The following is a 12,545-nucleotide window of genomic DNA, read 5'->3' as shown; positions in this document are numbered from 1 at the left end:
GCGGCACGGCGGCGCAAGGAACCGGTCACAGGTCGGCCTCGTTCAGTTCGGCCATCAGGGCTTGCATTTCGTCATCGGACAGGCCCGAGGCGCTGAATTCGGTGCTCTCGGCCACGGGCTCGACGGCGTCGGCGGCCAGCGGTTGCGCAACTTCGGCCATGGCCGCGATGGTCTGGCGTTCGAAGACTTGCTTGGCCGACAGCGCGATGCCTTGCTCGTGGGCCTGGGCCACCACTTGCAGGCTGAGGATCGAGTCGCCGCCGATGGCGAAGAAGTTGTCGGTGACGCTCACGGTGGACAGCTTCAAGACCTTGGCGACGATGGCTTGCAGGGTGGTTTCCATGGCATTGCGCGGGGCCACGTGGGCGCTTTCGTCGAACTGGTCCGGATCAGGCAACCGGCGAATGTCGAGCTTGCCGTTGGGGGTACGCGGGAAGGTCGGCAGGGTCAGGACCTGGGCCGGCACCATGTACGAGGGCAGGCGCTCACCGAGGAAGCGCTTGATCGCCTCCGAGTCCGGGGCGTAGCCGTGGGCGGCCAGGATGTAGGCGAGCAGGCGCTTGCCGGCGGCGTGCTCCTGGACGATCACCGCGGCTTCGCGTACGTCGCTGTGGCTGCACAGCTGGCGTTCGATTTCTCCCAGTTCGATGCGGTAGCCGCGAACCTTGACCTGATGGTCCTTGCGGCCAAGGAACGCCAGGCGCCCATCCGCCAGCCAGCAGGCCAGGTCGCCGGTACGGTAGGCGCGGGTGCCGTCGGCCAGGGTGACGAAGGCCTTGGCGGTTTCTTCGGGTTTGTTGCGATAGCCACGGGCCAGGGTCGGGCCGGCGAGGACGATTTCACCTGGCTCGCCGATGCCGCAGGCAACGTCCTGTTCGTTGAGCAGGCGCAAGTCCATGCCGGCGATGGGACGCCCGATGCTGACACTGCGGTTGGGTTCCAGAACTTCGTAGGTGGCCCATACCGTGGCTTCGGTGGGGCCGTATTCGTTGACCAATCGGGCTTGCGGCAGGGTCTTGCCGTGTTGCGCCACCAGGGACGGCGGACAGGCTTCGCCGGCGACGATCCAGCATTCGAGGCTGTCGCTCCCGCCGCTGCGCTGCAACTGATCGAGCAAGGCCTGGTACAGCGATGGCAGCGACAGGCCGTGGCTGACCTGGTGCTCTGTGATCAATTGGGCCAGGCGCGCCATTTCCAACTCTTCGCCGGTGGCGGGCAATACCAGGCGTCCGCCCTGGGCCAGGGTCCAGAAAATCCCGGCGACCGAACTGTCGAAGGCGAAGGAGGACAGCAGCAGATAGGCCCGCACTGGCGTCTCATAGGCGGCCATGCGTACCTGAGTGGAGAAGCTCAGGGCACCGTGAGTGATTTCCACGGCTTTGGGTGCACCGGTGGAGCCGGAGGTATAGATCAGGTAGGCCAGGTCGTCCGCTCCTGGCGTCGGCAGGGCTGGCAGATGGCTGGCGTCCTCGGCGCTCAGCTCGTCGAGCACGAAGCGTTGCAGGCTGGCCGGTACGCTGTCGGCCAGCTCGGCGCTGACCACGATATGGTCGATGGCGCTGTCGGCGAGCATGTAGGTCCGTCGGTCGGCCGGGTAGGTCGGGTCGATTGGCACATAGGCACCGCCGGCCTTCAGGACCGCGAGCATGGCGACAATGGCGGCATTGCCGCGCGGGAACACAATCCCCACGGGCACCCCCGGGCCGATGCCGGCGCCGACCAGTCGATGAGCCAGGTGCGTGGCGCAGGCATCCAGGCGGCTGTAGCTCAGCTCGCCGTCCTGGTCGCTGAGGGCGATGGCATCCGGCTGCTGGCGAACGCGGCGGGCAATCAGTTCCACCAGCGTCAGCGGTTCGATGTTCGGCCGGTTCGGCTCGTTCGCCACCACCTGCGACTGGAGCGGTCCACCAAGGGGCAGATGGGCCCAGGCCCGTTGCGGTTCCGCCAGGGCACCCTGCAGCAATTGCAGCCACTGCTCGGCCAGGCAGGCGGCGGCTTCGGCGCTGAGTGCGTGGCGATCATAGACCAGATGCGCCTGCACGCGGTCGGGGAGCTGGCGTACGTTCAGGCAGGCCTTTGCCGGCGCCATCACCGCCCCGGCAAAACGTTCCCGGGCATCGCCGCAACGCCAGGCGAAGGCGTAGTCCGCAGAGAGATCGTGGGTATAGTAGTCCTGCCAGCCCATGGCTCGTTCGACGCAGGCACCGACCTGGGTGCTCTGCTCCAGCAAAGTCGCCTGGGCATCCAGTTCGAGGCTGACGGGCAGGCATTGCTCGAACAGGCCCAGGGCGTTTTCCAGTTCCGGGCCACGGCTTTCATGGACCACGGCAAGGGGAACCTGTTGCTGGCCCGCCAGCCGGCCGAGTACGACGGCCCATGCGGTCAATGCCAGGTTCGCCGTCAGGGCCGGGTGGGTGGCCAGGGCGGCGGGCAATGTCAGGTCGTAGCGGGCAGGGGCGAAAGCGCCGGCGCTCGCCGCTTCGAGGGACAATTGCAAGGCAGCCTGTTCGGTTTCGCTCGATGGTTTCCAGAAGCTGACGCCGGGATGATCCGGTTCGTCTTCCACCAGGCTCCAGCGCCATTCGGCGTAATCGGCATATTGCAAAACGTCCGACAGCGGCGCGGTGCTGTCCTGCAGCAATGCACCGGCCAGCCACTTCAGGCTGGCCAGATCCAAATGGCTGCTGGCGGCCGCCAGGTCCAGCACGCTTTGCTCACCGGGCAGGCGCACCAGGGTCACGTACAAGGGCGTCGCCCAGTCGCGGGCCTGGATGGCCAGTCGCTTCAAGGCGCTGTCCTGTTTGGCGGGGCTGTGTTGTTGCAAGTCCAGCAGCTCCACTTTCAGGGAGCCAGTCTCGTCGATTACCTGCACCGGATGGCGCAACCCCGGCACCGGCATCAGGCGTGTGCGCAAGATCTCGTTGTCGGCCACGAGCGCGAGCAGGCGCTCGTTCAACGCATCGACCTCCAGCGGCAGGGACACCGCCCACTGTAGATGGCAGCTCAAAGAATGGGCGGCCACGCCGTTGAGGTGGGGATATACCGATGCCTGTTGCGGCGAAATGCGAAAACCTTGAAGTCCGTTCATGTTGATCTCGACTGAAAAGGGCTTGAACCTGGGGTGCGGCACAGCGCTCGGGGCTTGTCGACAGGTCGGCCAGGCCTCCGGGGAACGGTGGGTGCCCCCTTGAATGTCAGACGGCGACGTCGCTCGACAGCAGGGCTTCAGCCATGCCGGTCATGATTGCGCGCTTGCCGGTAAAGGGTTCACGACCGTGGACGGCGAGCATGTTGTCGATGAACAACACGTCGCCCTGTTGCCAGCTGAACCGCACCAGCGAATCGAGATAGGCCGTGCGCAGGGACTCCAGCACGTGCGGCTCGATGGGTTCGCCGTCGCCATAAAAGGTGTTGGTCGGCAGGTCCAGGTCGTTGAAGTTGCTCTGCAGCGAATCGCGGATCGCCGGGGGCAGGGTGCTGATGTGAAAAAAAGTCGCGTGGTTGAACCAGACTTCCTCGCCGGTGCGTGGATGACGCACCACGGCCGGGCCGCGCTGGCGGGTGCGCAGGCGATTGTTTTCCTTCCATTCCACTTCGATGCCAACGCTGGCGCAATACGCCTGCACCTCGTTGCGGTCTTCGGACTGGAACACGGTTTGCCACGGCAAGCCGAAACCGTCGCCGTAGTTGCGCACGTACAGCACGCCCTTTTCCCGGAACCGCGCCTCGATCTCGGGACTGATCCGGGCTTTCACGGCTCGGATGGAACCGATCGGGGTTTGCCCGCCAGTCTCGGACGGCTGCTGGCAGTAGAAGAACAGGCGCAGCGGAAAGCGTGGCGAATAGGAATGTTCGTTGTGGGGAAAGATCATCTGGTCGGCCGGGTAGTCGGTCGAGGTATAGATGTTGCCGCCGACCCGGGTACGGGGCGAAGCCCGGAACATGTATTCCAGCGCCCCGGGGGAGAGGGCGGCAATCACCTGGTCGAACTGTTCGACAGACGTTACGTTGAAGCCGCGAAACAGCAGTGCGCCGTACTGCAGCACTTTCTTTTCCAGCGACTCGCGTTCACGGGCAGCCCAGGCGGCCAGATCGACGCCACTGACAGCCGGCTCGATCACCAGGGGCAGGGCATGTTCCGGGCTGAGCAGGCGCTCGCTGACCAGTTGTTGTTCAGAGACGTTCATGGCTTTACGACGCACGGCGCCCAGGGCGCGTGGCGATGAGGGCAGGGTAGACATAACGGCATCCGACTCGGTTAAAGGGACAATGAGCGACGTTTGGCTTGCATCATCTGGCTGCGACCGGCCAGCGCCTGGGACTGTTGTCGTTCACGCTGAAAAGCCTGGTCCCAGCCATCGATGCGCTCGGCCAACGCCGGCAATGGCTCATCCAGCAGGTTGCGGGTCTGCTCCAGCAGGCACATCCACAGGTGTTGCAGCCGCGCGGCGCGATCCTGGTCGAAGTATTCGCCGCGGTACTTGAGCGTCGCGTCGAGGCCTTCGGCGCCATGCACCAGGTCGAGGACCAGATGGAAGTCCCCCGGTGCCTGGGCTACGTCTAGCGCCGATAGCTGCGCGCCGGCGATTTCGGTCGGTGTGACGCGTGACGGTTGATAGTTGAGTTTCACCTGGAACAGCGGCGAATGGCCGGCACGGCGTTGCGGCGAGAGGGCCGAGACCACCAGGTCGAACGGCAGGCCCTGGTGGGCGTAGGCCCGTCGGGCTTCATCGCGGACACGTTCGAGGAAACCGGCCAGGGTCGCTTCGCCGTGCAGGTCGCAGCGCAGGGTCAACTGGTTGACGAAGAAACCGATGACATCCGCGTGTTGCGCCAGCGGCCGGCCGCTGACATCGGTGCCCAGCAGGAACTGCTGCTGGCCGCCCAGTTGCCGCAGGACCAGTTGGTAACTGGCCAACAGCAGCATGAATAAAGTCATGCCCCGGTCGCGAGCCAATGCCCCCAGCTGGTCGCAGGTGGCCTGGGGCACCTTGAAATCCAGGCTGTGCTGGCCCGGATTCCTGCCGCTGCCGCCCAGCGCCAGGGACTGAGGCACGCCGGCCAGGTACTCGCGCCAGAATGCCTGCTCCGTGGCGATCCGTTGTTCGCTCCAGTGCAAGGCTTCCCATTGTGCGAAGTCCAGGTATTGCACCGGTGGCGCGGTGTCTGCCGAACCGGCCAGTTCCTTCAGCAATACTTGCGCCGAGCGCCCATCGAAAGCGATGTGATGCAGGGTCAACAGCAGGTCGTGTCGCTGGTCATCCTGGCTGAGCAACTGCGCGCGCAGCACCGGCCCGGCGTCAAGATCCACGGGCGTGGCATGTTCGTGGGCCAGGCGGTCACGCATCGCCTGCTGTTGCTGCGCCTCGCTCAAGCTGCGCAAGTCATGCTGCTCCAGCGCTACCGCCGTCACCGGCAGCACCCGTTGTTGCGGGCCTTCGACGCTGTCGCGATATACCGTGCGCAGCACGCCATGGCGCTGGACCAGGACGTTCAGTCGCGATGCCAGCGCCTCGATGTCCAGGGGACCGTGCAGTTGCAGGTGCAGTACCAGATTGTGCTGGGTGTCGTCCGGGTTCAGTTGGCGCAGGAACCAGAGGCGGCTCTGAGCGAACGACTGGCGACCGGCCTGGAGGTCGGCGCGCTGCATCGAAGTGGTGGCGCTCGGTGCCGGGGCGCGGAGAAACTCCTCCAAGGCCAGGGCCCATTGCCCGAGGGTTCGTTCGCCGAACAGGTCCTGGGTGTCGAGGTTCCAGCCCAGGTCGTTGTACAGCCGAGCGGCGAAGTCGGCCACGCCGATGGAATCCAGGCCTTGGCCAACCAGGCTGAGTTCGAAGTCTGCCGAGCAATAGGGATTGACCTTGTGCAGGGTCTGCTCCAGCCACTGACGGCACGCGGTCGGCGCCAATCGAGCGGTTTCGGCCACCAGGCGCTTGAGGTCCTTTGGTTCGAGCGTCTCGCCGCATGCGGCGAGGCTGCCACCGCTCTGGGCAATGATGCTCAGCGTTCCCGCCGCCAGCTGCTTGCGTGCGCCCTGACGGGCAATCTTGCCGCTGGTGGTCATCGGGATGGTGCCGGCTTCCACCAGGACAATCTGGTCGATGCCACAATCGGCGGCTTCCCGCACGGCGTTCTGCATCGAGGCAAACAGGTCTGGGTGGCGCGCCGGGTCGACGAACCTGCGCTGTGGCTCGGCGACGATCACCAGCTTCTCGCGGCCCAGCACCGGGTCCATTTCCGAGAACGCGGCGATGCGCCCGGTGCGGATGCCCGGCTCGGCATCAGTGATGGCGAACTCGATGTCGTGGGGATAGAGATTGCGACCGTTGAGAATCAGCAGGTCCTTGAGCCGTCCGCAGATCACCACCTGGCCTTCGTGCATGAAGCCCAGGTCGCCGGAGCGCAGGTAATGTTCCGATGAGCCGACAATGCGCGCCTCGAAGGCTTCGCGAGTGGCCTGGGGATTGTTCCAATAGGATTCGGCGTTGCTCGGGCCCTTGAGCCAGACTTCGCCGATGCGATCGGCGGCGCAGCGCTCGAAGGTCTGCGGGTCGACGATGGCAATGCTGTGCAAGGGCTGAGGGAAGCCGCAGGCGACGAACTCCACGGCGGGGGCATCGTCGGCGGCCAGTGCGACGCGACCGGTTTCCAGCACCGCCTTGTCCAGGCGCAAGACCACCGGCAGGGCATCGGCCGGCGTGGCGCTGACGCACAGCGTGGCTTCGGCCTGGCCATAGCCGGGGCTGATGGCCAAGGGGTTCAGGCCGCAGGCGGCAAACCGTTCGGCGAACGCTTCGAGGGTGCCGGGGTGGATCGGTTCGGCGCCGTTGATGGCGTGCTTCCAGTTGCTCAGGTCCAGCTGGGCGATCAGGTTGTCACTGACCACCCGGTTGCACAGGGCGTAGGCGAAATTGGGGGCAAAACTGGCGGTGGCGCGGTAGCGGCTCAGCGCCTGCAGCCAGGTAGATGGCGCGTTGACGAAGGTCTGGGAGGCTATCAGGTAGCACGGCATTCCGCTGTAGAGCGGCGCCAGCATGCCGCCGATCAGCCCCATGTCATGGTACAGCGGCAGCCAGTTGACCATGGCGCCGTGTTCATCGAAACCGTAGGCCTGGCGCATCAGTTCGACGTTGGCAATGAGGTTGCGCTGACGCACTTCGACGCCCTTGGGCGACCCCGTGGAGCCGGAGGTGTATTGCAGGAATGCCACGGTGGATCCGTCGATGGCCGGTGGTTGCCACTGGCTGGCCGGCGGCGTGCCCAACTGCTGCACGGTCAGCACATCGACCTGGCCTTGCACCAGCTCCCGCAGGCCTTCGCAATGATCCGCCGGTGCGAGGATCAGGCCCGGCTCGGCATCCACCACCACATTGCGTACGCGGTCCAGGTGGCGTGGCTTGCGCGACGGTGGCGGAAACAGCGGCACGGCGATCAGCCCGGCATATAGGCAGGCGCAGAACGCCCGGGCGTAGTCGAGGCTGGTCGGCAACATCAATAGCACGCGGTCGCCCGGCGTGTAGCGCGATTGCAGCGCCGCGGCCAGTGACCGGGCTTGCTCGTCGAGCTGGGAAAAAGTCAGGGTTTCGCCGATCTCTACACCGTCCGGCAGAAAGTGCAGGGCAGTACGCTGGGGGAAGTGCTGAGCGTTGGCTTGCAGCACCTCGATCCAATGTTCGAATGAAAACATGAGTCAATTCACGCCATGGCCACGATGACCTTGCGGTCACCGGTGAAAGGATTGCGACCGTGTGCCACCAGTCGGTTGTCGAGCATCAGGATGTCGCCGGGCTGCCAGGGGAAGCTGATGGCAGTCTGGCGATAGACCTCGCGCACGGTGTCGAGCATCTCGTCGGCGATCGCCGAGCCATCGCCGAAGTAGACATGGCGCGGCAGGTTCTCTTCACCTACCGCCGCCAGCAGGCTGGCGCGTACGCTCGGCTCGATGGCCGACACATGGAACAGGTGCGCCTGGTTGAACCAGACCCACTCACCGGTATCGGGATGCTGTTGCACCGCGGCGCAACGCTGGCGGGTGCGCAGGTCACCATCGGCTTTCCATTCCCACTCGATGTCGTTGTCCTGGCAATAACGTTCGACCTGGGCACGATCCTCGGTGTTGAAGACTTTCTGCCAGGGCAAGTCCAGGGCGCCGCTGTAGTTGCGCACGTAGAGCAGTTCGCGGCTGGCGAACAGCTCGCGGACCTCGGCGGGCATGCGCTGGTAGACCAGGCGGCTGTCGGCAATCGGCGTTTCGCCGCCCGTGTCGCTGGCTTTCATGCAGTGGAACCAGATGCGCGAAGGCCAGGGCCGGGTGTAGGCCTGTTCGTTGTGCAGGGGAATGAATTGATGGGCCGGGTATTCGGTGGAGCTGTAGACCCCGGCAAAGACTTTGCTGCGAGGCGTGGAGCCGAATTCGTAACTGGCCAGCGGCGCGCCGAAACTGGCGGCGAAGCGCTTGAAGTCGATGGGCGTGGCGACAGTGAAGCCGCGAAACAGGACGCCACCCACCGTCGCCAGGGTATTGGCCACGCTGTCGCGAATCGAGGCGTCCAGATCGTGGATCGACTGTCCGGCTGTCGCGTGCACCACCACGGGGAGAGTCCCCGCGCTTCCTTGCGTGGATGCGATTGAAAACGGCTCGGAACGCCCGTGCAGGTGTTCGATTGAGGTCATCCTTGTGCTTCCTCTTTTATCTTTTTCGACCCATCAAAGACCGTGAAAGCAAGGCAGTGGTCTATGGTGCGAGACGGGGCGGCAAATGTATCCAGATCAATACACGGCGGCATATTAGGTACAAATGAGATGGATTATCAATACTATTTATTTAAAATTTTTTTTGGATTAGACTCCGCTCCGCTGGCCCGAGATGGGGTTCGGCTGGCTCAAAAAAACCAAAAAAATCTGTCGCAGGGGACGGGGCGTGAATTTCAAAAAAAATACAATTGCGTTGGCGGTGGGGTCGGCGATCGGTCTGCTCAACTGCGCATGGGCGGCTGAAGAATCCGATGCTTCCAACACTCTGGAAATCGCTCCGATCACGGTGTCGGGGGAAAAGATCGACCGTACCCTTGAGCAGACTCAGTCCAGCGTCGTGGTAGTGACTGAAAAGAACCTGCGCGAGCATGCCGACAAGGACCTGGTGGATGTATTTGCCCGCACGCCAGGCGTCTATAGCCAGGCCGGCAACGAGAACTGGGGTATCCGTGGCGTGCCGGTGTCCGGTTTCGACGACCAGGGCCCGGCGGCCCTCAACGGTGCGGTATCGGTGTATGTCGACGGTGCCGTACAGCCCAACCGCGCACTGACCCTCAGCCCGGTCCCGCTCTGGGATGCCGAGCAGGTCGAGGTTTTCCTGGGGCCGCAGTCCACCACCCAGGGCCGTAACTCCCTGGCGGGTGCGGTGGTCATCCGGACCAAGAACCCCACCTTCGAACCGAGTTTCTCGGCGCAGACCAACGTGGGCAACTACGGTGAGCACGGTGCTGCCGTGGCGGGCGGCGGCTCGATCATCGACGACAAGGTCGCGGGCCGTATCGCCGTGGACTATGGCGAAGGTGATGGCTACATCCGCAACACCGCCCTCAATGACGACGCCAACCCGCGTCGCACCAGCAACGTGCGCGGCAAACTGCTGATCCTGCCCAATGACGACACCGACGTCCTGCTGACCTACGCCCACAGCGAACACCGCCAGGGCGACCGTTCTACCATGCGCGTCAACGGCAAGCCGAGCTATTACGACATCTCTTCCAACACAAAGGCTTTCGACAACCTCAAGCAGGACACCCTCAGCGCCAAGGTGGACTATCGCCTCAACGATGCCTGGTCGCTGACGAGCATGACGGCCAATACCAGTACGGACTACAGCAACCGCCTGGATTTCGACCAGAATGCCGTGGACAATCAGGTCGTTCTGCGTAAGCAAGACGGAAACCTGTTCAGTCAGGAGCTGCGCCTGAACTACACCTCGGACACGGTGAAGAGTTTTGTGGGCGCTTACTATGGCCACAACAGCAACGATATCCACGACCGATTGCTGTTCGATGACGCGTTGTTCGGTACGGTCAAGGGCGATACCACCATCGAGAACAAGGCCGTGTTCGGTGAAGTCAACTGGACGTTCGCACCACGCTGGACCTTGATCACCGGCCTGCGTTACGACCACGAAACGAACGACACCGAGATCAAGCAGGACGATTTCTCCGAAGCGGCCGATGTCAGCAAGTCGTTCGATGCGGTGCTGCCGAAGCTCGGTATCGACTACGAATTGGCGACTGATCAATACCTCGGTTTCATGGTGCAAAAAGGTTACCGCGGTGGTGGCGTCAACCTGCGCTCCGGTAGTGGTCACCAGGCCTACGACCCGGAATACACCACCAACTACGAGCTTTCCTATCGCGGTTCGTTCTTCGACAAGACCCTGCGTGCCCGCGCCAACCTGTACTACACCGACTGGAAAGACCAGCAGGTCAGCGTACGGCAGAGCGGCAGTTCGGTTATCGATGTCTTCAACGCCGGTCGCAGCGACATCAAGGGCCTGGAAGTCTTCGTCGAGAAAGACATCACCGAACAACTGACCCTGAACGTCGGTGGCGCCATTACCGATAGCCAATACAAGGACTTCATCACGGGCAGTGGCCAGGACATGAGCGGTGAGTCGTTCCTTTACTCGCCTAAATACAAGGTGTCCGTAGGTGGCGTCTACCGCTTCGACGACCGCTTCATTTTCGGTACGGATGTCACCTATCAGAGCACTGCGCCTTCGGAATACGAGTTCGACGCCAGCGGCAAGGTGAGCGGTGAGCGCCGTAGCGACAACTACGTGCTGGTGAACTTCAACACCGAGTACAAGGTGACCAAGAACGTTGCCGTGTCCGCCTACGTGAAGAACGCTTTCGACAAGGAGTACGTCACCAACAACCGCAGCGACGACATCATCGACGTCGGCGCGCCGCGCACGGTGGGCATGGCTCTGCGTTACGACATGTAAACCCACGAGCGCGGGGAGGCAATCTCCCCGCGCCTGGTTTGCAACGTCACGGATGTTTGTTTTCAGGCTGTTTGTTCCCTTCCAAACCCAGCCTCCATGGAGGAAATCATGAATACTTCTTCGAATGCCACGGCGGGTGGCGCGCAACAGCTACGTCTGTTGCACACCGGTCTGTCGACCCCTTACTGCCTCGATCCGACCCCGTTGCTGGAGCGTCAGCAACAGCAGGAATCCAATGCCCGCAGTTATCCGCGACGCATCCCCCTGGTGCTCGAAAGGGCCCACGGCATCTATGTACAGGACAGCCGAGGGCAAGTATTCGTCGATTGCCTGGCCGGCGCCGGGACCCTGGCGCTGGGCCACAATCACCCGGTCATCATCCAGGCCATCACCCAGGTCATGGCGGCGGGTGTGCCGATGCATACTCTGGACCTCATGACTCCGGTCAAGGACGCATTCGTCCAGGAAATTTTCGGGTGCCTGCCGGCCGAGTTCGCTCGTAACGCACGCATCCAGTTCTGCGGCCCCAGCGGGGCCGATGCGGTCGAGGCCGCCCTCAAGCTGACCCGCACCGCGACAGGGCGTCACTCGGTCCTGGCGTTCGAAGGCGCCTATCACGGCATGACCCTGGGCACGCTGGCCATCAGTGGCAACCTGTCGCCGAAAAACGCCCTGGGCGCCCTGATGGCGGGGGTGCAGCGCCTGCCATACCCCAACGATTACCGTTGCCCGTTCGGCGTCGCCGGCGAGCAAGGAGTCACGTTGAATGTGCGTTACCTGGAGCACCTGCTCAACGACCCGGAAAGCGGTGTGACCGCGCCGGCGGCGATGATCCTCGAACCTATCCAGGGGGAGGGCGGCGTGATCGCCGCGCCTGACCGCTGGCTCCAGGAACTGCGCCGGCTGACCCAGGCCCACGGTATTCCCCTGATCGTCGACGAAATCCAGTGCGGCATCGCCCGCAGCGGGCGCATGTTCGGCTTCGAGCAATCGGGCATCACGCCGGATGTGATCACGTTGTCCAAGGCCATCGGCGGCGGCCTGCCGCTGTCGGTCGTGGTCTACAACGATTCCCTGGATGTCTGGCAGCCGGGGGCCCACGCCGGAACATTCCGAGGCAACCAGCTGGCGATGGCGGCGGGCACGGCGACCTTGCGCTTCATCCGCGATGAGGGCCTGGTGAAGCACGCCGAATCCATGGGGGCGCATCTGCGCAAGCACCTGCTGGCCCTGCAAAGCGAGTTCGCCTGGATCGGCGATGTGCGTGGTCGTGGCCTGATGCTCGGCATGGAAGTCGTCGATCCCCAAGGCACTGCGGACGTCCAGGGCCATCCGCCGGTGGACACTGCCAGGGCCAAGGCCTTCCAGCAGGCTTGCCTGCGACATGGCCTGATCCTCGAACTGGGAGGCCGTCATGGCGCGACCGTGCGCTTCCTGCCGCCGCTGATCATCACCGAGCAGGAGATCGATTTCGTCGCGCAAATCCTGTTCCGTGCCGCCAGCGCGATCAACGAGCGTCCGGCTCGCTGATCGGACACCGTACAAGGCCTGCCTG

At 63.7% G+C, this 12,545-nt stretch carries 6 protein-coding genes; 2 read left to right on the top strand and 4 right to left on the bottom strand.

The genetic code is table 11. The features are described from left to right. Positions 1 to 25 precede the first annotated feature (25 nt). The 4 genes from AC1M7R_RS25820 to AC1M7R_RS25805 all read right to left on the bottom strand — a co-directional run bounded on the left by AC1M7R_RS25820 (position 26) and on the right by AC1M7R_RS25805 (position 8,673). Positions 26 to 3,088 (bottom strand): non-ribosomal peptide synthetase, encoded by a 3,063-nt coding sequence (locus AC1M7R_RS25820; protein ID WP_490610109.1) that lies wholly within the window; start codon positions 3,086 to 3,088, stop codon positions 26 to 28. Positions 3,089 to 3,194: 106 nt separating this feature from the next. Beyond that, positions 3,195 to 4,241 carry a TauD/TfdA family dioxygenase gene (locus AC1M7R_RS25815; RefSeq protein ID WP_490610108.1) on the bottom strand — a complete coding sequence of 349 codons (1,047 nt, stop codon included), beginning with the start codon at positions 4,239 to 4,241 and terminating at the stop codon, positions 3,195 to 3,197. A gap of 17 nt (positions 4,242 to 4,258) precedes the next feature. Further along, the gene (locus tag AC1M7R_RS25810; RefSeq protein ID WP_490610107.1) at positions 4,259 to 7,687 is read right to left on the bottom strand and encodes a condensation domain-containing protein; all 3,429 of its coding nucleotides are present in this window, start codon (positions 7,685 to 7,687) and stop codon (positions 4,259 to 4,261) included. Between the two features lie 8 nt (positions 7,688 to 7,695). After that, positions 7,696 to 8,673, bottom strand: coding sequence for a TauD/TfdA family dioxygenase (locus AC1M7R_RS25805; protein WP_490610106.1), 978 nt, complete (start codon positions 8,671 to 8,673; stop codon positions 7,696 to 7,698). Between the two features lie 247 nt (positions 8,674 to 8,920). Here AC1M7R_RS25805 and AC1M7R_RS25800 point away from each other — a divergent pair, with 247 nt between their 5' ends. After that, a complete protein-coding gene (locus tag AC1M7R_RS25800; protein WP_490610105.1) occupies positions 8,921 to 10,990 on the top strand; it encodes a TonB-dependent receptor in 2,070 nt (689 codons plus the stop codon). Positions 10,991 to 11,098: 108 nt separating this feature from the next. Next, the gene (locus tag AC1M7R_RS25795) at positions 11,099 to 12,520 is read left to right on the top strand and encodes a diaminobutyrate--2-oxoglutarate transaminase (protein ID WP_083526357.1); all 1,422 of its coding nucleotides are present in this window, start codon (positions 11,099 to 11,101) and stop codon (positions 12,518 to 12,520) included. Positions 12,521 to 12,545: the final 25 nt, after the last annotated feature.

The sequence above is a fragment of the Pseudomonas sp. MS01C9 genome (assembly GCF_058202755.1).
This window is presented reverse-complemented; position numbering and strand designations above follow the sequence as displayed.

Bases quoted from the DNA above. Each gene is read 5' to 3' on its own strand.
- AC1M7R_RS25815 (WP_490610108.1), bottom strand. From the start codon at position 4,241: ATGTCTACCCTGCCCTCATCGCCACGCGCCCTGGGCGCCGTGCGTCGT.
- AC1M7R_RS25820 (WP_490610109.1), bottom strand. From the start codon at position 3,088: ATGAACGGACTTCAAGGTTTTCGCATTTCGCCGCAACAGGCATCGGTA.
- AC1M7R_RS25805 (WP_490610106.1), bottom strand. From the start codon at position 8,673: ATGACCTCAATCGAACACCTGCACGGGCGTTCCGAGCCGTTTTCAATC.
- AC1M7R_RS25810 (WP_490610107.1), bottom strand. From the start codon at position 7,687: ATGTTTTCATTCGAACATTGGATCGAGGTGCTGCAAGCCAACGCTCAG.
- AC1M7R_RS25795 (WP_083526357.1), top strand. From the start codon at position 11,099: ATGAATACTTCTTCGAATGCCACGGCGGGTGGCGCGCAACAGCTACGT.